Origin of the sequence: Priestia sp. BR_2, from assembly GCF_041954005.1 — a bacterium.
Lineage (GTDB): Bacteria > Bacillota > Bacilli > Paenibacillales > Paenibacillaceae > Paenibacillus_AQ > Paenibacillus_AQ lautus_A.
The window spans coordinates 112,905-133,813 of record NZ_JAVFHM010000188.1; the positions used below are offsets into that span (position 1 = coordinate 112,905).

Below are 20,909 nucleotides of genomic sequence, written 5' to 3' on the forward strand. Positions count from 1 at the left end.
AATTTCAACAAGAAAGGTGAGGGCCTATTATATGCTAGAGGGACTGATCGTGAAGGCACTAAGCGGATATTACTATGTCAAACCACTGCAGGATGGCAACATTATATCCGGGGAGGACCCAGCGGTTCAATGCAGAGCCCGCGGCATTTTCAAAAAGAAAGGCATCTCTCCGCTCGTTGGAGATCGCGTGAAGTATTCATTGACTGAGAATGGGGAGGGGACCGTGGATGAAATACTTCCACGGTCTTCCCAATTAATTCGCCCGCCTGTCGCGAACGTCGACTTGGCGGTGCTGTTGTTTTCGGTCAAGGAACCGGACTTGAGCCTGCATCTGCTGGACAAGTTCCTGGTACATATTGAGCATTCGGGACTTGAGGCGTTGATCTGCCTGACGAAGCAGGACCTTGCAGACGACTCGGATGATGTATTGGAGCAGGTCAAGCGCCAGTACGAAGAAATCGGGTATGAAGTGCTTATAACCAGCTCCTTGCAAGGCATCGGTACCGAAGAGGTGAAGGACCGCCTGGCCGGTCGAATCAGCGTATTCTCCGGTCAATCCGGCGTCGGCAAGTCGTCCCTGCTCAATGCGTTGATGCCGGGCCTCTCGCTGGAGACCAGCGAAATCAGTCTGCGCCTTGGCCGCGGCCGGCATACGACGCGCCACGTGGAGCTGATTGAGCTTGATAACGGAGGTTATGTTGCCGATACGCCCGGCTTTAGCCAGCTGGATTTTCTGGAGCTTGGTGTCGAGGAGCTGTCGACCTGCTTCAAGGAGTTTGCTCCTTATGCGGCTGAATGCAAATTCAGAGGCTGCAGTCACATGCAGGAGCCTGGCTGCCGGGTGATTCAAGCCAAAGAGGATGGAATCATCCTGGCAAGCCGTTATGAGCATTACGCGGAGTTTTATACCGAGATGAAAGACAAGAAGCGGAGGTACTGAATCATGATAAAAATTGCGCCATCCATATTGTCGGCGGACTTTGCAAAGCTGGGGCAGGAAATTAAGGAAGCCGAAGCGAGCGGGGCCGACTGGATTCATGTGGACGTCATGGACGGGCATTTCGTGCCGAATATTACTCTGGGGCCGCCGATCGTCCAAGCGATCAGACCGCATACGGGCCTGACGCTCGACGTGCATCTGATGATCGAACAGCCGGAGTTGTATATTGCCGACTTCGTCAAGGCAGGAGCAGACTTGATCACGGTTCATGCCGAGACCTGCCCGCATCTTCACCGCGTCATCCATCTCATTAAAGAGCATGGCGTGAAGGCTGGCGTCGCGATTAATCCGGCCACGCCGGCCCATGTCCTTCAGGAAGTGCTTCCTGATGTGGATTTGGTGCTGGTGATGACCGTGAATCCCGGCTTCGGCGGACAGGCATTTATCGAGCGGACCGTAAGCAAGATTGCGCAGCTGCGTGAATGGATTTCAAACTCCGAGAATCCGAATATCCATATCGAAGTGGATGGCGGCATTACGGCGGAGACAGCGCCGCTCGTGGTGGAAGCGGGAGCGGATGTTCTGGTTGCGGGCAGCGCGGTCTTCGGCAAGCCGGATCGGGCGGCGGCCATTGCCCAAATCCGAGACAGCGTAACATCTTGACCGCAGAACGTGAGCACGGGATGCATAGGGCGGGGGATTCCCGCATAAATATGGTTACATGAGCTGGGTTCTCATGTAGCCTTTTTTGTCTGTGTTCACATCTAAGGGCTTGGTGCATAACATAATCTAGGAAGGCATGAGAATGATTGGGGAGGGTGAGACATGAAATTCTATACGTTCAAGCTGCCGAAGTTTTTGGGAGGTTTTGTGAAGGCCATCTTAAATACGTTTCACAAGAGCTGACAGCTTGTCCCGGCGTAACAAAACCTCCGCCTGGGACCGACGCCGCCAGCCGGTTTACGGGGGATGAGGCAAGAGAAGAGCACTCCGATAGATCGCATGGAGGACATACCGCATCTTGTATGCGGAGGTTTTTCTTGCGGTATAAGAAAGCCAATGCGCGCATGGCCTCTGACGCTTTCTTGTATCATAAGAAGAGTGTCTAGCGACGTACTTATCGAAGACAGACCGCGTTCGACCGGAAGTTTTTCTTGCGATATAAGAAAGCGGGAGTTCGGCTCTTTCATTTTTCTTATATCTAAATAAAAAAAGCACCTGTTTTCTGCTCAGGGTGCTTTTTGTTTAGGTGAAGAATATGTATCTAAACGCAAGAAAAACTTCCTTGTCCCGGATCGCCCACAAATGGTGCCTGGAGATTTAGAAGTTTTTCTTCATATAACGAGATGATTATACGCGAGTCACTTTACCGGATTTCAAAGCGCGAGTGCTGACGTATACACGTTTTGGCTTGCCATCCACCAAAATGCGAACCTTTTGAACGTTGACACCCCAAGAACGCTTGTTGTGGTTGTTAGCGTGAGAAACATGGTTACCACTGCTTGGTTTCTTGCCTGTTACATAACATTTGCGAGCCATTCATTACACCTCCTTGTTCCTAACCCTGCATGAAACAATACTTAAATATAATATCACAGTAAAAATTGCTCCGTCAACTGTCCTAAAAACATTTATTTCTCTTTCTCATTATAGTACAATGTTGATTAGTCCATAATATTTCCGAAGATCTGTATATTGTGGGCTGGTCGGCATGTTTCGAGGAGGTTTGGAGCTGCCGAATGACGTAGAGGACGAGAGGGCAGCCCATCAAGATGGTATGATCCATTTAATCATGCAAGTCTATTATTTACTGGTTGGGCATTTCGTCAGCTATAAGCTATGAAATAGATATGAAGTTTACGACAAGAAGTGTTATGGGTATCAAGCCAGGAAGGGGAATTCTCATTGAGTAAGCGTTCTTTGAATGGAACAGAATTTACCGCTATGGTCCTTGCCGGAGCGGAGCAGCTGCAGCAGCATGCAGAACACGTCAATTCCCTGAATGTGTTCCCGGTGCCGGACGGCGACACGGGGACCAACATGAATTTGACGATGACGGCAGGCGTAGCAGAACTGAAGAGTAAGTACTCGGAGTCCGTCGGGCATAGTGCCGGTGTGCTGTCCAAGGGGCTTCTGATGGGAGCCAGAGGGAACTCGGGGGTGATCCTGTCCCAGTTGTTCCGTGGTTTCAGCCGGTATGCGGCACCTTATACAGAACTTAATTCTCATCAATTCGCCGCAGCGCTGCAGACAGGCGTGGAAGCTGCGTATAAAGCTGTCGTAAAGCCTGTGGAAGGCACCATCCTGACCGTAGCTAAAGAAGCGGCCAAACATGCCGTTTATTTCTCTCGCCGCAGCAACGATATCGTGGAGCTGATGGAGCAGGTGCTGGCCAAAGCCAAAGAAACGCTGTCCCAGACGCCGGATATGCTTCCCGTGCTGAAGCAGGTTGGCGTTGTGGACTCGGGCGGGCAAGGCCTGGTGTACATCTACGAAGGTTTCTTGCAAGCGTTGAAGAAAGACGGCGCGTCCGGCTCCTTCGCTTCTGCGGAAGGACAAGCAGAACAGAGCAGCGCGGCACCAGCCTATCATGCGGTTCCTGATTTCTCGGCGGTTCAAGCTCCGGCTTCGGCCCAATCCCGACTGTCCACGGAGGACATTGAATTTTTATACGACATGGAATTCTTTATTAATAGGCAGCTTGGAGAGGGAACGAGTGCGGACTTTGATGAAGATAAGTTCCGGAAAGCGCTTGCAGTGAACGGTGATTCCATCATTGTCATTGCCGATGACGAGACGATCAAAGTGCATGTCCATTCCAAGGCGCCGGGCGAAGTGTTGAATTTGGCCCTCATGTATGGAGAGATCACCCAGATTCACATTTTGAATATGCGCGAGCAGCACCGCGACTTGCTGACAACCGGAATGGATATCGCGCCGATGCCCGAGCTGTTTGCGGATATTCCGGCAGAGACCGTGACGCCGGAAGCACCGGCTGTTCCTCCTGCAGACGAGATCGCGCCGTACGGGTTCATTGCGGTTTCGTCAGGGGAAGGCATTTCCGATATATTCAAGAGTCTGGGCGTCGACGTCGTTCTCTCCGGAGGACAGACGATGAACCCGAGCACCGAGGATTTCGTCAATGCGATTTCTTCAATCTCGGCCCAGCAGATTTATATTCTGCCAAACAACTCCAACATCGTGCTTGCTGCCCAGCAGGCCAGAGAGCTTCTCGAAGGCGAGCGCAGCGTAACGGTCATCCCGAGCAAGACGATCCCGCAGGGAATCGCGGCAGCATTTGCTTTCCAGGAAGACGAGAATGCGGATATGAATACCGACAACATGCTGGATGCCATCACTCGCGTGCAATCGGGGCAGGTCACCTATGCCGTGCGGGACACAACAATTGATGATCTCGAGATCAAGGCTGGCCAGTTCATCGGTATCCGCAATTCCAACATCGTGGCAGCAAACGAGGATCTGATTACGACATCCCAGGATTTGCTGGGTAAAATGCTGGAATCCGGCGATGAAATCGTAACGCTGCTTACCGGCGCTGACGCAACCGAGGAATCGACCAGCGCACTCACGGAGTGGCTTGGCGAACAGTACCCTAACGCGGAGGTTGAAGTACACTACGGCGGACAGCCGATCTATTCCTATCTGTTCTCCGTGGAGTCTTGATATAAGAGATAGGCGGGTTCCTCAAGAGGCTTTCCTTCCCTATCTCGGTAGAAAAACTTACGCTGCATGCGGCCTGTCTTCGGAGAAAGTACGTCGATAGAGTTTTTTTTCATAACGCTTTGATATTATGCATGGTACATTTTTAGGAGGGGTTCCGGTGAATAAGACCGTTATTGTGACAGACAGCACAGCGGATATTCCGGCAGACCTGGCGAAGCAACACAACATTCATATTGTGCCGCTGAGACTTATGTTCGGGGAAGATACGTTTTTGGACGGAGTGGAAATCACGCCGGGAGAGTTCTACAAAAAGCTGGTGCAATCGCCTCAGCTTCCGACGACCTCCCAGCCTTCGCCCGCAGATTTTGTGGCTGTGTATGAGTACATTCTGGAACAGCACCCAGGCTGCTCCATTGTGTCCATTCACATCTCATCCGGCCTGAGCGGAACGTATCAGTCCGCACTGCTTGCAACCTCTCTTATTGAAGGAGAAGCGGATATTACCGTATGGGATTCCAAATCGGCCTCCTACGGTTTCGGGTTATTCGTGGTTCATGCAGCGAAGCTCGCGCAAGAAGGGGCCGCTGTTTCGGATATTCTTTCATCGCTTGAGGACCTTCGTTCCAAGCGCCGCCTCTACTTCTTGGTAGACACGCTGGAATATTTGCAGAAGGGCGGACGGATCGGCAAGGCGTCGGCCGTGCTCGGTACGCTGCTTAACATTAAGCCGATTTTGTCCATTGACGGCGAAGGGATTATCTTTCCGGTAGACAAGGTCCGGGGTCGCAAGAAAGCGACAGCCAAAATCATTGAGCTGTTTCAACAGGATCTATCCGGCGTGAAAAATATTAATGTGGCTGTGGGTCATACAGCTGACCCTGCTCTGGTTGAGGATTTTCTGCAGCAGCTGTCCGCTGTGTTCACGATCGAGGAAACCGTGTTCTCCGAGATCGGTCCGGTTATCGGTACGCACGTCGGACCGGGAACCATTGCAGCATATATATGGCCTGCTTAAGTGAGGTAGATGATATGAGTCTCAAACTCGATCAAATATCCGTCAGACAGATCAACGGCGTGAGCGCCCTGAAAGAGGGGGAGCTTCACGCCTTTGGCGTCTCTACGGTCAAGGATCTTTTGGAGTATTACCCTTTCCGGTACGAGGATTACCGGCTTCGGTCCTTAAGCGAAGTCAAGGACGGGGACAAAATCACCATTCAAGCCAAGATTGCGAGCGTGCCGGTTCTGCAGCGTTACGGGCGCAAATCCCGATTAACCTGCAAAATGCTGGCCGAAAACTGGATGTTCACCGCGACTTGGTTTAACCGGCATTTTCTGAAGGACCAGCTTACGGCTGGGCGGGAGATCGTGCTGACGGGCAAGTGGGACCAGCGCAGAATGCAGCTTACGGTGTCCGAATCCGAATTCCCGGATAAAGGAGCCTTCCGGAGCGGAACGCTGCAGCCGGTGTATTCCATCGGCGGAAAGATTACGCAATCCTGGATCCGAAAAACGATGGGACAGGCATTGGAGCAATACGGGGAGATGATTCCCGAGATTTTGCCGCAATCCCTGCTCCGAAAATATGATCTGATGCCCCGTAAAGCGGCGATTATGACGATCCATCAGCCTGTCGACTCCAGGGAAGGTCAGGAAGGGCGGCGCCGCATGGTGTACGAGGAGCTCTTCCTGTTCCAGTTAAAAATGCAGGCATTCCGGGCACTGAACCGGGGACGGATGGACGGGGTGGTACATACGGCCGACAATGCAACCATCCGGGAGTTCGTGCGCAGCTTCCCGTTTGAGCTTACCGATGCGCAGAAGAAGGTGGAACTGGAGATTTTGCATGATATGCGCTCCCCATACTGCATGAACCGTTTGCTGCAAGGGGATGTCGGCTCGGGTAAAACGATTGTTGCCGCCATCGCGTTGTTTACGACGGTCCGCTCGGGTTTCCAAGGCGCATTGATGGTGCCGACGGAGATTCTTGCCGAACAGCATATGCGTTCCCTGCAGAGGCTGTTTGAACCCTTCGGCATTACGGTCGGTCTGCTGACAGGCAGCGTAACGGGGAAGAAGCGGAAGGACCTGCTGGCTTCCTTGCAGATGGGGCTGACGGACATCGTCGTGGGTACCCATGCCCTTATCCAGGATGACGTCTACTTCCGGGAGCTGGGGCTCGTCGTGACGGACGAGCAGCACCGCTTCGGCGTGAATCAGCGAAGCGTTCTAAGGCGTAAAGGGTATAATCCGGACGTGCTCACGATGACGGCGACGCCGATCCCGCGGACGCTGGCCATTACCGCCTTCGGAGACATGGACGTATCCACGCTGTCGGAGCGTCCGAAAGGGCGTATTCCCATTACGACCTATTGGGTCAAACATGAACTGATGGACCGCGTGCTCGGATTTATTTCCCGGGAAGTAAATCAGGGACGCCAGGCATATCTGATCGCCCCGTTGATCGAGGAATCGGACAAGCTGGACGTCCAGAATGCGATTGACCTGCATGTTCAAATGCAGCAGGCGTTCCCCGCATATTCCGTCGGACTTCTGCACGGCCGCATGACGCCGGCCGAGAAGGATGAGGTCATGCGCCAATTCTACAGCAATGAGGTTCAGCTGCTGATCTCCACGACGGTTGTTGAGGTTGGCGTTGACGTGCCGAACGCAACCCTGATGATCATTATGGACGCCGATCGCTTCGGCCTGTCCCAGCTGCACCAGCTTCGGGGCCGGGTAGGCCGTGGACAGCATGCTTCCTATTGTGTCCTGGTGGCTGATCCGAAGTCGGAAGTGGGTCAGGAACGAATGCAGGTCATGACGGAAACCGAAGACGGCTTCGAGGTATCCCGGCGGGATCTGGAGCTTCGGGGACCGGGCGACTTTTTCGGTACGAAGCAGAGCGGGCTGCCGGAGTTCCGGCTGGCCGATATGGTCGCCGATTTCAAGGTAGTCGAAGAGGCCCGGGGCGACGCGGCGGCTCTCGTTAGCGACAGCTCCTTCTGGACGTCGCCGGAATATGAGCCGCTGCGCGACTTTTTGCAGCAGGAGAAGATCTTCCAGGGCGATATCATGGATTAATGGCATGAATCTGTTGGCACAATGGACAGACCTTCGTCATATACTCAAAAAGGGTAGCAGCATTTATGACTGGAGGTGCTTCAACATTGGGTTATCAGCAGTATGGCATTAGTCCGCAGCTGGTGGAGCGTATCAAGCTAAAAATGAAAAACCCGGCCATCAAGGAAAGAATCAAGGGACTGACTCAGGGCTTGACCAAAGCGGATCTTCAAAATAGCGCAAAAGTACATCAATTGATCCGGACGGCCAGCGGCATCTTGAATGAAAAGCTGAGCTCCGCACAGGAGCAGCAAATGGTTCAATTCGTGCTTGCACAGCGCATCGATCCGAACAACACCTTCCATTTGATCAAGCTGTGGGGAATGTTTCGTTAACAACTGGATGACATCAAGGAATGACAAGCATAGAAGAAGCCCCTCTCGGGAGTGTTTTCTCCTAATGAGCAGGGGCTTTTGACATGGCTTGAACAGGGATGAGGCGATCTTAGGCGGATTCCCGTTTAGAGGAGTCCCTCGCTATTGTGGTCTAACCGGCAGCGGTGAAGCCGGTATGCTGTGAGAAAGCGCGACAGTCGAAGAGAAATCCCAACCTTTTCGGAATATCTAGCTGCCCGTAATGGAGCGTATGCAATCTTCCGTGTCGTTCTTGACGGAGTTTACGGTTGTGCTTACCGGCACTGCCTGCATTTCCTCCGCGGGATAGGGTTTCAACAGCTCCTTGAGCGATTGCAGGTGGGAAGGGTGGTTCCCATGGGTATGGGAGGACGGCTGCCGTTCAAGCCATAGCGCTTCGTCAGCGGGTCTTAGAATGACCGGCATCCGGTTATGGATCGGCTCCATGAGCCTGTTGGGCTCGGTCGTAATGACGGTACAGGTGCTCAGCTTCTCGCCCCCTGGGGTGATCCAGGTGTCGTACAGGCCGGCCATGCTGAATATTTCGCCGTTCTTCAATCCAATGCGAAAGGGCTGCTTGCCATTGCCGCTTTTCTGCCATTCGTAAAAACCGTCTGCAGGAATCAGGCATCTTTTCCGATAAAAGGGCATCCTATAGGCAGGCTTGTCTTCCAGCGTTTCACTGCGGGCATTGATCATTTTGGCTCCGCCCGAGGAATCCTTGGCCCAGGAAGGGACAAGCCCCCATTGCAGCTGCCCGATCCGGTTGGTGCTCCCGTCATGGATAATGGCCGTGACCATCTGCGTAGGCGCGATGTTGTACCTGGGAACGTGAAAGGGAGAGACCGATTCGGGATCAATGAGATACCTGGTCATCAGCTCTTCCCAAGTAACGGTGAGCGTAAAACGTCCGCACATCGTTTCAAGGCCTCCTCTTATTCGAGCCGCTTTAGATCAGAACATCGACTTATGCTGGCATTCCCGACGGAATGGCCATATAAGGATGACGGCTCGTTTGTGTTTGAGTATATCAAATATTGCACAACTTACCAAAAGGGTCCGGCGCTCAGCCGGGCCGAGCAGCATGAATGGAGGATTTTTCGTGTTTGATTTAAAAGCTAACGGCACCTCGGTCAAGACCGAGGTTGTTGCCGGGACCACGACATTTTTTACGATGGCTTATGTGACCGTGGTGAATCCGCTGATACTGTCGCAAGCGGGCGTGCCGTTTGAACAAAGCTTCACGGCTACGATTATTGCCGCCGTCATCGGTACGCTGCTCATGGGGCTCGTAGCCCGCTACCCGATTGCCGTGGCGCCGGGGATGGGGCTGAATGCTTATTTTACGTATTCCGTTGTCCAAGGGCATGCCGGACTTGGTTATATTGAAGCCTTTTCCGCGGTTTTTATCGCCGGTATTCTGTTTCTGCTGTTATCGATGACTTCCCTGCGGCGCAGGTTAATTGAGATGATCCCGGCGAACCTGAAGCATGCGATCACGGTCGGGATCGGCCTGTTCATTGCTTTTATCGGTCTGCGGATGAGCGGCATTATCACCGCGCATCCGGATAATCTGGTAGCGCTCGGCGATTTGCACCAGCCATCGGTCGTGCTCGCCTTGGTAGGCTTGGCGGTTACGCTCGTGCTGCTGTCCCGCGATGTGAAGGGCGCCTTGTTCATCGGCATGATCATCACCGGAATTATCGCTTATTTTGCCGATATGCTGTCCTTCACCGGCGGGATTATGTCCGTTCCCACGCTGCCGGAAGGCATTCTGGTATGGAACCCCATTACGGCTGCCTCGGATGTGATCAGGCACGGGCTCTATGCCGTGGTGTTCTCGTTCCTGCTTGTAACGCTGTTCGATACCACGGGCACGGTCGTTGGCGTGGCAGAGCAGGCGGGGCTGATGAAGGATAACAAGCTGCCCCGCGCGGAACGTGCCATGTTCTCCGATTCGGTGGCAACCGTGGCCGGCTCCATGGTCGGCACAAGCCCGACCACGGCGTATATCGAATCCGCAGCCGGTGTCGGCGCAGGCGGCCGCACAGGCTTAACCTCGGTGGTCGTTGCCGGGCTGTTCGTGGTTGCGGCCTTCTTTAGCCCGCTGATCGGCGCGGTTGCCGGATTGTCCGCCATCACGGCACCGTCGCTTATCGTGGTGGGCTGTCTGATGCTGAGCAACGTTCAGCACATCCGGTGGAATGATTTTGATGAAGCGTTCCCTGCGTTTCTCGTGATTTTGACCATGCCGCTTACGTCCAGCATCGCAACTGGGATTGCGCTCGGTTTTATTTCATACCCGCTCATGAAAATCGTGAAGGGCAAGTGGAAGGCGGTTCATCCGCTGATGTATATTTTTGCCGTGCTGTTCGTGCTGCAGCTCGTTTTTGTTCCGCATTGATAAGGAGCGCGGAAATCCCCTGCAAGGTCTTTAGAGCAGACCCGGCAGGGGATTTTTTGGCTTGGCGGACGACCGTATGGCGGGTATATCCCTTGTTGCGGATCAGGCGACGTTATAACGGTTTCCCGGCTGACGCTGCCGCGGCAAGGGGAACACTGACAGCCGGGGATGGGCGGGGCTCAGCGAGTCCGGCTCCATACGTCCGCGTACGTTGTGACAAGGCCGCGTTCGTCAACCTCCAAATCCGCTTGATACGCTCCGTGGCTGCTCTCGTAACGGTAGGCGAATTCGCCCGTCCGCGTGTATCGTTGGGGGAGGGGAACGACGGTTAGACTCGGGAATTGAATCCATACGGCCGTCATGGTTGCGCTCTCCCCGGGCTCCAGCTGCAGGCGGCGGATCGGGAGCGTGTTGGTGGACGGGGTGATCCCGAGATCGATGTCGGTCATGCCGGCAAAGGCCGTGAGCTCGGTATCGCCGTTCCACCAGCGGCCCTCATCATCCCGTTCCAGGTGAAGGGACTGTTCTTCCGTGCCGCTTGAGAGCGTAATCCGGACTTTCCGGGTCTCCCAGCTGCTTGTGGTTTCGACCTCGTAGGAACAGTGGAGAGTCCGGCCTTCCAGGCTGGCTACGACCGTTCCGGTGAGCGTAAATCCGTCGTGATGCCGATAGAGCCGGCCATGCTCCAGCGAAGGAAGATCGTGCCGGTTCCATAGCAGCGATTGCAGAAGCTGGCCGGACTGGCCGGAGCTTGCGTTTTTTTGTCCGATGGACTGCAGGTCTTGTTCAGCGTGCATATTGTTGTTCAAACGTGATCCCATCCTTGATCCATAATGTAACGAATTGGCCGTATCCCCTGGCTCCGATGATCCGAGAGGGCAGCAGGCAGGGGATCCGGCATGGGCAAGACGGCGGCGCGGCCACGGCGCGGATATGGATTCGCGCGGCAGTCAATCACACGTCTCCGCCGTTTCAACCTCCAGTATATCTACCAGATTAATCCAAGTATCCCCGACAAGCAACCGCTCGTTCAGGGTATTGATTCGGGAGATCCTTCCGTTTACCGCGTAATTTCCGTACTCCCCGTATACTTGCAGCTGTATGGTTTCCTTGCTCCGGTAAGCCGTGCTGATCTTTTCTATAATCCACTGCATCTGCTGCTCATCCAGAAGAGGGTGGGTCTGCTTATGCTTCTCGCCCTGCTTCTCCAAAATGGCGTCGCGATGCTCAAACAGCATCATGCGGCTGGATTCCCATAGACCGTTTCCCGTTAGTTTTTTCATTTGTAGTGTCCTCCGATCTTGGCGTTCAGAAATTTCAGCTGGCTGGTTTTGGTTAGCGATGAGCCGAAGTAAACGGAGGAGGGACCATATTGGTTGTTGATATCGTCCATGGTATGTTCCAAATACATGAGCCGCTCCCGGTCGCCGAAGAGAGACAGCTGGTAAACGGCGTCACTCTGCAGTTCTCCGAGGGAGACCCAGATTTTGCGGACAGGGCCGCCGTCCCAGTGCTTGCGGAACAGCTCCTTGGCAGCCGCATACACCTCGCGGGACAGATGCGTCGGCTCGGCAATCTTCATTTGGCGGGAGAACCCCACCGGCCGGTCGAAATCGGCGCCCTGGGCGCCGGCGTGGACCACGTTGCCCATGTAGCCTTTGGCCCGCGCCCGCTGGCAGATGAGCATGGAGAGCTCGTTCAGCACGACATCGATGTCCTGCTGGTCGTGATAATCGACGGGAAGCGTGGTCTGCCGGCCGATTCCTTTTTGCCCGTCGAATGCATCGGGCGTCACTGGGGAATCATCATAACCGTTGGCGGTTCGCCACAGCACTTCGCTCCAGATGTCGCAGTTTTTTTTCATGTAGCGCTTCATTTTGAATTTGAGATCGGGAAGCGGCGTATGGGCCAGCTCCCCGATGGTCTGGATGCCGAGCCGTGCCAGATGCTTCGTGGTCCGCGAGCCCACGCCGAACATTTTATGGGTGGGGCAGGCCCAGAGCGCGTCCATGGTGGCCTCGTTCAGCTCAAAGATGCCGTCCTCGTTCTTCTTGGCGAAATTGTCGCAGGCCAGCTTGGCAAGAACCTTGTTGCGTCCGATGCCGACTCGGGTATAGACGCCGGTCTCGCGCCGCACCCGCATCTGAATATGCCGGGCGAGCTCCTTCGGCGTGCAGCCAAAGTGCGCCAAGCTTGCCGTCACATCGATGAATTGCTCATCAATGCTGAACGGCTCCACGAGATCGGAATAGGATTCGAGAATGCTCATGATCTGCAGGGATACCCGGATATAGGCGCTCATGCGCGGTTTCATCACGACCAGATCGGGGCATTTCTGCTGGGCCTGCCACAGGGGCTCCGCCGTGGTGACCCCGTGATCCTTCGCAAGCGGGCATGCCGCGAGAATGATGCCGCTTCGCCGGGAAGGGTCGCCGGAGACGACCAGGGGTCTGTTTTGGTATGCGGGATTCGCCGCTTTTTCAACAGAGGCATAAAAGGACTGGCAGTCCGCCAGAAAAACGACGCGCTGCTTGCGTTTATGCATGATGATTCCTCCTATTCGAGACGAATGTGAAATGTTTCAGCCAGACGCATTTGAATATCGGCCCTCACAAAATCCCACATCAGCTCCATGTCATGCTGGTAGCCGCGACATCGGTAGCGGATGGTGACGGAGTGCTTCTGGCGCCGGGTTTCCAGAATGGCGATGCCGCGTGCGCGGCAGCTTCTCTTGAGCTCGGCGAGCTTCGCGAACGTAATCTTCTGAATGGTCTGCAGATGGAGCACGTAATAGTCGCTTATGCCGGTATGCTTCATGCTGCGGATATCCCGCTCCAGCACGTCCAGCAAAATCGGCAGAATGACGCAGTCCTTGACGGACAGCAGCTCTTCCTCGGTTTGCAGCGGAGACGCAGACATACCTGATGCCTCCTCATCGTTCTTCATATGCTCCTCACTATTATATAACGAACATACGTTCGTTATGCAACTGGTAAATACAGAGCATGATGCGGCATTCCCTATATGGACTCCAAAACGTTTGTGAAGTAATATGAAAAGATCGTGTATTCATCCGGAAAAAATTTCATAAGAGTAGGGGTACAGCCTCCATGAACATACCCAAACGACGCCTCAAAATCAGTCTTGCGATGGTCATGCCTGCATTGGTTTCATTATCCATCCTGATGACGATGTCGATCATGGTCTACATCCAGTATAAAAACGAGAAACGGTCCCTGTACGACACGACCATGTCGCTGAATTTATCATCCGCGCAAAAAATGGCGGTTACCATAGAGGCGCTTTTCTCGGGGATGCGCCAAAGTCTGCGCGCCGCCGCAAGCAACCCGGCCATTGAGGCAAGAGCGGCATCCGACGAAAAGGAGCTGCAGGTCATTTTTGATCTTATGCTCCAGAGCAGCCCTTACTTCAATTCCGTATTTTGGGCCGACGAAAGGGGGAGCATTCGGGTTGTTTCTCCTGCGGGGAATCAGGTAAACCATGCCCGATTAATAACGGAGGGGGCCGTTCAAGCATTAAACGAGAGAAAATCCTATCTTTCGGTACCGTATAGGAGTCCGACCGGCCGCTGGATCGTGTTTGCGAGCGAGCCGATTTTTGACGGATCCGGCAAGTATTACGGCATGATAGCAGGCACGATTTATCTGGAAGAAAACAATATATTGCATCGGATCCTCGGATCCGGTGCGGGGAATGAAGAGGACTCCTATTCCTATATCGTGGATTCCGGCGGGAAGGTGCTCTATCATCTGGAGGAAAGCCGGGTCGGGGAGGACGTGAGTTCCAACGTGGTCGTGAGACGGCTCATGGATGGCGAGAGCGGCATGCAACGCGTGACGAATACGCAGGGCGACGATTACTTGACGGGTTATGCCAGCGTGGCGATGAATGGCTGGGGGATCGTCATGCAGACGTCGGTAAGCTCCATCCTGGCCGATGTCAATGGAAATTTGCAGGACCAGCTGAGAAGCATGCTGTTTCCCATCGCGCTCATGCTGTTCATTGCCGTATATACGGCCGCAAGAATTGCCGCCCCGTTTACCCGGCTCTATAAATTAACGAAATCGGTAGCAGCCGGCCAAACGGTGTCTTCCCAGGAATTCCGGCCGCATTGGAACCGGGAAGCCGACCAGTTGAACCGGATCATGGGAGCCGCTGCGGAAACGATGGCCAAGCAGACCCAGTCGCTGCAGCAGGAGGCCATCACGGATCCATTGACGGGGCTGTCCAATCGCCGGGAACTGGAACGCTGTCTTGAGTCTTGGGATGCGCTCGGGGAGCCGTATGCCGTTATTCTCCTGGACATCGACCATTTCAAAGCGATAAACGATACATACGGCCATCAAACCGGCGATCAGATCCTGAAGCTCGTGGCAGCCGTCATGGTGGATTGCGCTCCCGCGGATGCGGTATGCTCCCGCTTTGGCGGGGAAGAGTTTGTCATTCTTCTTCGCGAACGCAGCCTGGATACGGCATACCGTATGGCCGAACGGATACGCAGGGCGATCCTGATTTCCCCGACCCCTTATTCCGGAACGCTCACCGTATCGATCGGCGTATCGCTGTATCCGGAGCACGGGGGAAACCGGGAGGATGTATTTCAAGCGGCGGATATGGCGTTGTACCGGGCGAAGGGGGAAGGACGCAACCGCACGGTGGCGGCGGGATTATCGGCATGAGAGACATCCTGGCCGCTTTGGTGAACCGGATCTCTTTTTTTGTATATCGGGGTGTGATTCCGAGCATGCTGGATGCAAATATTATTTTGATCGAACGCATCGGAAAATGGAATTACTATGAGCTTAACGATGAGGAAGTCAAAGGGCTGTTATCCGAAAAGCTTTGCCGCGTTTTTTATCCGAATTCAAAGGCAGGATATTTTTAACTAAAATATCAAAAAAATGGATGGATTAAAAGGAGGTCAAACAAGAATGGAAGCCTCCTGTCTGAACGGAACCGCCCTTCGTTCAAGAGATTGTCCATCGAGATTACCCTCTTGGGTTTATATATATCGGGTTGACGTTATTGTAAATGATCAGGATAAGAGGAGAGGGCAAAAGAAAACATGAAAAAAGGTTAGCTTTCCGAAAGCTAACCTTTTTCCTGCTAAAGGGCAGGGGGCACCGCTCCCGGTGCTGCCCTATTGAATGACGGCGTGCAGGGCTTGGGCGAACTTGGAGATTCCGGAAGGGATATCCTCGGCCCTGGCACGGGCGTAAGTGAATCGCACATATCCGGAAGCCGAACCGTACACGCTTCCCGGCGCGAAAATAACGCCTTTTTGAATGGCGGCCTCCAGCAGCTTGCTGTCGTTCACTACCGGCACGATCTTGCACCAGAGATGCAGGCCGCCCTCCGGCACATGGAAATGAACCAGGCCTTGCAGCTCTTTCTGCAGGGCCTCGATCAGTAAATCCCGCTTGTACAGCAAGCTCGCTCGCAGCCTGTCCAGGTGGGGAGCAAAATAGGAAGAGTCGATAAACTGGACGGCAAGGCTTTGGGGCACCACGCTCAGCCCGAAATCCATCTGCTGCCTGGCGTCTGCGAGCCGCTCCACGATGGTATTCGGGGCGACCATCCAGCCTACGCGAAGGCCGGACGCGGCTATTTTCGAGAGTGACCCGATGTAAAGCACCGACCCGATGGAATCCACAGATTTCAAAGGAGCCGGCGGCGGGCACTGGTAGGCGGTCAAACTGAAGGGATCGTCCTCCACGATGGGAAGTCCAAGTTCACTGGCTGCATCCAGCAGTTGCGACCTTCGCTCCTGAGCCATGACGGTGCCGGTCGGATTCTGAAAATTCGGATTAATGAAGATCATCTTGATCCGGTGTTTCTTGTACAGGGAGCGGATGTCCTCCGGCCGCACCCCTCGTTCATCGACAGGGAGTCTGAACAGGCGAAGGCCGGCCGATTGAAACATCGGCAGCGAATAGCAGTACGACGGATCTTCAATGGCCACCGCATCGCCTGGCGAGAACAAGCACTGCGTAATGAGATACAGCGACTGCTGAGACCCCGACGTGATCAATATGGAGGATTCGGTGGTCTGGATCCCCCGGTATTTTTTCAGATACGTAACCAAAGCCTGCCGGAGCGGACCATATCCCTGCGGGTTGTCATATCCGAAATAGGACGTGTTCGATTTTTGACTCATTAACGTATTCATTTCTTGGATCGGCGCCAAATCGCCGGCAAGCTCTCCGCTGGCAAAATCGATCAATGAGGGATCATGCGCCAGCGCTTCCCGAATCCGGCGAAGAAAAGGGAGATTCGGCAGGAAATTCCCTCCCTCCGCATAGCGGCGCCAGTTCGGCGTATGCTTGGGCGTGGCTCCCCATTTGGAGTTGCTGACCCGCGTTCCGCTTCCGGAACGGCTCTCTATGATTCCAAGCGCCCGAAGCTCCGAGTAAGCCAGAACCACGGTGCTTCGATTAACCCCCAACTGCTCCGCGAGCTTTCGTTCGGATGGGAGTAAGCTGCCCGGTGGAAACTCACCATAAGATATTCTTTGCTCCAGATCATCGGCAATTTGCTGATATAGAGGTCGTGTGCTGTTACGATCCGGCTTCCACACCTTCCTCATCCTTTCGTGACATATTCAGGCGGTTTCTGTCTGTAACCTTAATCATATCATTTAGCCTAAATAAAGGCTTTTCATAATTTCATCATTACGATGACAAATCTTGAGCCATCCCTTCAATATGGACGGGATATCGGACTGCGAGTTGGACGGGCAACATGACCGGACTTCCCGAAATGCGGCTGTAAGTTGCTCCGATTTCTTGACAAAACATAAAAACGGGAATAAAGTATATTTTAATTAATCGTAATTATTACGATTTAAACAAAAGGCAGGAGGTGCTGAATATGCGAGTGACCATAACATTGGCATGCACGGAAACGGGAGACCGTAACTATACAACGACCAAAAATAAACGAAATCACCCGGAGCGGATGGAATTGCGCAAATATTGTCCGCGTTTGAAGCGGGTGACGCTGCATCGGGAAACCCGTTAGCGCATGCTTTAACGCAAGCCGGACCAGCCGTCCGGCTTATTTGACTTCAAACGAAATGGGACTACACTAAAAGTAACAGCAAGAGACCATGTCAATGAGGGGGATGGACGGGATGAACCAGGAACGACAGGATTCCGGCGGAGAGATGCTCCTAAGCGCACATACCCCGGAACAGTGGAGACGGAGAAGGCAGGAGCTAAACGAGTGGATCAACAGACCCAAGGTACGCAAACAGCCCAAACGCACGCGGTTGTTCGGCAATGCCCCTGTCGACGAGCAATTGTATCCGATATTGATGTCGCTGCAGCAGGCGGGCTTGGAGACCGAGTTTTCCTGCGCGGGCGTAAGCCCTCTCGATGAGCCCGTGGATCATTCCCTGTACGCCTACCTAACCTTTTTCGCAAAGGGTCCAGCGGAGCGGTTCGCTGACATACTTATCGAAAATATGAAGCATCGCGCTCTGATTACTTATGAGCCAGCCCGTCATCGCTATGACGTATCGTCGTTTTTTATCGGACATAACCGGTCCTTCTGCCTTCTTCTGCAGCGCAGCGCGGATCAATTACTGAGCGATTCAGCCCGGTAGCATGCGGGGCTTTTACATAGGGTATCATCGTTTAGCCGGCTCAGAGCCTTGAGCAGCTTAGTCTCGGACTACCCCATTGGTTAACGCTTCTGTATCAATTGCCACAGCGGCCGTGCCGCGTGCGGTGATATATTGAAGCAGGACACGCACCAGCCTGCCCTATATCGATAACGTCCAGCAAAGGGGAGAAAACCATATGCCGAGTAAAGAGAGTACGGCTGTAAAAGAGCAGCTGACCGCCGAGGGATTTCATCATAAATGGGAACATGCCGGAACGATTCGGCAGTATATCGAAACATTGCCTCCATATCCTGCGTTGTCCGAGGAACAGGAAGGATTTGAGACCCGCCGTTTCCATAGCGGATCGGGCGCAAGCATGAATTATTATGTATCGCATGGCACGAAGGAACGGGGGACCGTCGTTTATTTGCACGGCGGAGCCTATATCGAAGAGATTCTGCCGCCACACTTCGCGTTTGCCAGGCAGTGGACGAAACGAACCGGTTTCACCGTCATCCTACCCAATTACCCCACCGTTCCGGCTGCCGATGCGAAAACGCTGACGGGGCTGATGCGCGAGTTTTACGTGCACGTATGCGCCCAGGCCGGGAGCCCGGTACTTCTTATGGGCGATTCGGCCGGCGGCGCGCTGGCTCTCGACATGGCCCAGTCGGTCAAGGAGACGCCGCTGCAGGCACAGGGGCTGATTCTGATCTCGCCATGGGTGGATGCAGCCACGGACAATCCGCAGATATCCGCGCTCGGCATCCCGCAGCGCGACGTCTTTCTCCAGCCGGCCGGGCTCGGAGCGGTAGGAAGGATGTATGCAGGAGGCCTTCCGATGGACCATCCTGCGGTCAGTCCTCTGTTTGGCGAGATGAGAAGCCTTCCCCGCACGGTCATTCTCGCAGGAACCGACGATTCCCTGCTGCCGGACGCTCGCCTGCTGCGCGATAAGATGGCCCGGGAAGGCGTCGATACCGAGTACTGGGAATACGAGAACATGATGCATGTGTGGCCTCTGTTTCCGATGCCTGAAGCCGATGAGGCACTGGAACGGCTGCATCAATGGACGGCGCGCGAAGGTTGAAAGCCGAAATGGAGGGTGACCCGCCATCCAATTGGATGGTCACAACTGTCGCTCAATTGGATGGTGTGCATCGGCCGATTGTTCATTATAATGAGGCAGAAACGACCATTTCATGATGATATAGGTTGATCCTGAAGCCTCAGGTTCTATAATAGATTGTATATAATGAATAATCGAATGGGGTTGTTTGTGGTTGGTTATGTATATTATCGTCATTGCGCTGGCATTAATTGGAGGAATATCAACGCTTCTAGTAGGATTATCTCAGGAGAATAAGAAGGCAAACCCGAACTATGAGCGGAAAACGAGAACCAATCTCACGAAGCTGCTCATCATTTATCTTGTTTCGTTAATAGCGTTTATTGTGATATGGATGATTTTCAGATAGGCTGAGTCCGCTCCCGGTCCATGACCGAAGAGCGGGCTTTTTTTATTCAAATAAAGGAATTGAGGACAAGGCCGACGAAACATGATGCTTGCCGGGCTTTTCCGGTACTATGATAATGAAGAAGAACAGGGCATCGTCTCTAATGGAAGGGGAGGTTTTAGGATCAGATGGCATTCAACATAGGAATGATCGGTACAGGCTGGTTCAGCAGAGTGCATGCAGATATTGTGTCCAACATGGACGGAGTGAAGGTTGCCGCCTTTGTCGGGACGAGTCAGGAGAAAGCGGAACAAGCGGCGCGGGGCTATGCCGGGGCCAAGGCGTACAGCAACGTTGAGCAGATGCTGGATGCAACCAAGCCCGATGCGGTTTATATCTGCGTTCCGCCGTTTGCGCACGGAGAGATCGAAGCCCAGGTGGCGGAGCGGGGCATTCCTTTTCTGGTCGAGAAGCCGCTGGGCACGAACCTGGATGCGCCACGGCAGATTCTGCATAAGGTGAAGAAGGCCGGTTTAATTACGTCTGCAGGGTATCATTTCCGTTATACGGATGCGGCCATCAAGGCCGCCGAGCTGCTGGAAGGCCGGAAGATCGGGATGGCGCTTGGCTACTGGTTGGGAGACATGCCGCAGGTGTACTGGTGGAGACAGCAGGAAGGCTCGGGAGGGCAATTCATTGAGCAAACCACCCATATGGTTGACCTCCTTCGCTGCCTGCTGGGCGAAGCGGATGAAGTGTATGCGGCTTTTGCCCATCGAGCGATGAAGGATGTTCATGAGGGGGTAACGGTACACGACGTGGGCACTGCGACGCTGAAATTAAAATCCGGCGCCGTGGCAACGATCTCCAATACCTGCATGCTGCCGGAGTCGGATCGGGCTGGCTTGGATATTTATACGGAGCAGGGGGTCATCGGCATTCAATCCGATAAACTCATCGTCAAGGAAAAAGGACGAACGACGGAATACCGCAATGCGGCTAATCCGTATCTTCGGGAGAACGAAGCGTTCATCCATGCGGTTCGCACCGGCGATGCCTCCGGAATCTTATCCTCCTACGAGGATGCGTTTAAAACCATGGAAATTACCTTTGCTGCTTTGCAGTCGGCCGAAACGGGGGTCCCGGTGAAGATCGGGGAATGATCCTAAACATCCAGCGGTCGCAACAGAATCCCAAGGTGTCCCGCAAGATCATCAGATCTTGCGGGACACCTTTTTTTCGTTTCGCAAGACGATCCGTGCTCGGATCGCCGCCTGACGTTAACCAAGGGAATTCTCGAAGGAATATAGGAGTTTCCCTAATA

General features: G+C 53.9%; 21 protein-coding genes and 1 pseudogene. 14 read left to right on the forward strand and 8 right to left on the reverse strand.

From position 1 onward, the window contains the following. Window positions 1-31 precede the first annotated feature (31 nt). The 3 genes from rsgA (at window position 32) to spoVM (ending at window position 1,846) form a co-directional block, all read left to right on the forward strand. Window positions 32-940 carry a ribosome small subunit-dependent GTPase A gene (gene rsgA / locus RB298_RS10840; RefSeq protein WP_486047045.1) on the forward strand — a complete coding sequence of 303 codons (909 nt, stop codon included), beginning with the start codon at window positions 32-34 and terminating at the stop codon, window positions 938-940. A gap of 3 nt (window positions 941-943) precedes the next feature. Further along, window positions 944-1,603, forward strand: coding sequence for a ribulose-phosphate 3-epimerase (gene rpe, locus RB298_RS10845; RefSeq protein WP_452520018.1), 660 nt, complete (start codon window positions 944-946; stop codon window positions 1,601-1,603). Window positions 1,604-1,765: 162 nt separating this feature from the next. Beyond that, entirely contained in the window at window positions 1,766-1,846 is an 81-nt protein-coding gene (spoVM, locus tag RB298_RS10850) for a stage V sporulation protein SpoVM (protein WP_034273235.1), read from the forward strand. Window positions 1,847-2,290: 444 nt separating this feature from the next. Here spoVM and rpmB read toward each other — a convergent pair whose 3' ends face one another. After that, on the reverse strand, window positions 2,291-2,479 hold the full coding sequence (gene rpmB, locus RB298_RS10855; protein ID WP_006209230.1) for a 50S ribosomal protein L28: 189 nt from the start codon (window positions 2,477-2,479) through the stop codon (window positions 2,291-2,293). Window positions 2,480-2,845: 366 nt separating this feature from the next. Here rpmB and RB298_RS10860 point away from each other — a divergent pair, with 366 nt between their 5' ends. From RB298_RS10860 to RB298_RS10875, 4 genes are all read left to right on the forward strand, one after another. After that, window positions 2,846-4,624 carry a DAK2 domain-containing protein gene (locus RB298_RS10860; RefSeq protein ID WP_036672418.1) on the forward strand — a complete coding sequence of 593 codons (1,779 nt, stop codon included), beginning with the start codon at window positions 2,846-2,848 and terminating at the stop codon, window positions 4,622-4,624. Between the two features lie 157 nt (window positions 4,625-4,781). Beyond that, window positions 4,782-5,639: a DegV family protein gene (locus RB298_RS10865; RefSeq protein WP_486047046.1), complete on the forward strand. Its 858-nt coding sequence runs from the start codon at window positions 4,782-4,784 to the stop codon at window positions 5,637-5,639. A gap of 14 nt (window positions 5,640-5,653) precedes the next feature. After that, complete coding sequence (gene recG / locus RB298_RS10870) at window positions 5,654-7,705, forward strand: ATP-dependent DNA helicase RecG (RefSeq protein WP_486047047.1); 2,052 nt, start codon at window positions 5,654-5,656, stop codon at window positions 7,703-7,705. An 86-nt stretch (window positions 7,706-7,791) separates the two neighbouring features. After that, window positions 7,792-8,079 carry a stage VI sporulation protein F gene (locus tag RB298_RS10875; RefSeq protein WP_009592565.1) on the forward strand — a complete coding sequence of 96 codons (288 nt, stop codon included), beginning with the start codon at window positions 7,792-7,794 and terminating at the stop codon, window positions 8,077-8,079. A gap of 228 nt (window positions 8,080-8,307) precedes the next feature. Here RB298_RS10875 and RB298_RS10880 read toward each other — a convergent pair whose 3' ends face one another. Beyond that, window positions 8,308-9,015, reverse strand: a complete 708-nt coding sequence (locus tag RB298_RS10880; RefSeq protein WP_090912905.1) for an SOS response-associated peptidase — start codon at window positions 9,013-9,015, stop codon at window positions 8,308-8,310. 184 nt (window positions 9,016-9,199) lie between these two features. On the opposite strand from RB298_RS10880, the gene RB298_RS10885 reads away from it, so the two are divergent. Then, window positions 9,200-10,501 (forward strand): NCS2 family permease, encoded by a 1,302-nt coding sequence (locus tag RB298_RS10885; protein WP_277748494.1) that lies wholly within the window; start codon window positions 9,200-9,202, stop codon window positions 10,499-10,501. A 179-nt stretch (window positions 10,502-10,680) separates the two neighbouring features. On the opposite strand, the gene RB298_RS10890 is transcribed toward RB298_RS10885, so the two are convergent. Genes RB298_RS10890 through RB298_RS10910 form a run of 5 tightly spaced genes read right to left on the reverse strand, consistent with a single transcriptional unit; the run spans window position 10,681 to window position 13,420 of the window. Continuing rightward, window positions 10,681-11,310, reverse strand: coding sequence for a putative glycolipid-binding domain-containing protein (locus tag RB298_RS10890; protein ID WP_486047048.1), 630 nt, complete (start codon window positions 11,308-11,310; stop codon window positions 10,681-10,683). Next, window positions 11,288-11,455: a hypothetical protein gene (locus tag RB298_RS10895; protein ID WP_486047049.1), complete on the reverse strand. Its 168-nt coding sequence runs from the start codon at window positions 11,453-11,455 to the stop codon at window positions 11,288-11,290. The genes RB298_RS10890 and RB298_RS10895 overlap by 23 nt, the downstream gene beginning before the upstream one ends. Further along, window positions 11,452-11,784, reverse strand: a complete 333-nt coding sequence (locus tag RB298_RS10900; protein WP_015734344.1) for a YolD-like family protein — start codon at window positions 11,782-11,784, stop codon at window positions 11,452-11,454. The genes RB298_RS10895 and RB298_RS10900 overlap by 4 nt, the downstream gene beginning before the upstream one ends. After that, entirely contained in the window at window positions 11,781-13,046 is a 1,266-nt protein-coding gene (locus tag RB298_RS10905; RefSeq protein ID WP_119849176.1) for a DNA polymerase IV, read from the reverse strand. The genes RB298_RS10900 and RB298_RS10905 overlap by 4 nt, the downstream gene beginning before the upstream one ends. A gap of 11 nt (window positions 13,047-13,057) precedes the next feature. After that, complete coding sequence (locus RB298_RS10910; RefSeq protein WP_096773149.1) at window positions 13,058-13,420, reverse strand: YhjD family protein; 363 nt, start codon at window positions 13,418-13,420, stop codon at window positions 13,058-13,060. Window positions 13,421-13,611: 191 nt separating this feature from the next. On the opposite strand from RB298_RS10910, the gene RB298_RS10915 reads away from it, so the two are divergent. After that, window positions 13,612-15,201: a sensor domain-containing diguanylate cyclase gene (locus tag RB298_RS10915; protein WP_375120986.1), complete on the forward strand. Its 1,590-nt coding sequence runs from the start codon at window positions 13,612-13,614 to the stop codon at window positions 15,199-15,201. Window positions 15,202-15,266: 65 nt separating this feature from the next. Further along, window positions 15,267-15,407 (forward strand): annotated as a pseudogene (locus tag RB298_RS10920) (transcriptional regulator); the annotation flags it as partial. Window positions 15,408-15,662: 255 nt separating this feature from the next. On the opposite strand, the gene pdxR reads toward RB298_RS10920, so the two are convergent. Further along, window positions 15,663-17,099: a MocR-like pyridoxine biosynthesis transcription factor PdxR gene (gene pdxR, locus RB298_RS10925; protein ID WP_486047050.1), complete on the reverse strand. Its 1,437-nt coding sequence runs from the start codon at window positions 17,097-17,099 to the stop codon at window positions 15,663-15,665. A gap of 293 nt (window positions 17,100-17,392) precedes the next feature. Between pdxR and rpmG the strand changes: the two genes are divergently transcribed. The 4 genes from rpmG to RB298_RS10945 all read left to right on the forward strand — a co-directional run bounded on the left by rpmG (window position 17,393) and on the right by RB298_RS10945 (window position 20,748). Beyond that, window positions 17,393-17,542: a 50S ribosomal protein L33 gene (rpmG, locus tag RB298_RS10930; RefSeq protein ID WP_009592608.1), complete on the forward strand. Its 150-nt coding sequence runs from the start codon at window positions 17,393-17,395 to the stop codon at window positions 17,540-17,542. A 112-nt stretch (window positions 17,543-17,654) separates the two neighbouring features. Continuing rightward, window positions 17,655-18,128, forward strand: a complete 474-nt coding sequence (locus tag RB298_RS10935) for a hypothetical protein (RefSeq protein WP_096773156.1) — start codon at window positions 17,655-17,657, stop codon at window positions 18,126-18,128. Window positions 18,129-18,324: 196 nt separating this feature from the next. Continuing rightward, window positions 18,325-19,218: an alpha/beta hydrolase fold domain-containing protein gene (locus RB298_RS10940; protein WP_486047051.1), complete on the forward strand. Its 894-nt coding sequence runs from the start codon at window positions 18,325-18,327 to the stop codon at window positions 19,216-19,218. Between the two features lie 555 nt (window positions 19,219-19,773). Next, window positions 19,774-20,748, forward strand: coding sequence for a Gfo/Idh/MocA family protein (locus RB298_RS10945; RefSeq protein ID WP_486047052.1), 975 nt, complete (start codon window positions 19,774-19,776; stop codon window positions 20,746-20,748). The last annotated feature ends 161 nt before the right edge of the window (window positions 20,749-20,909 follow it).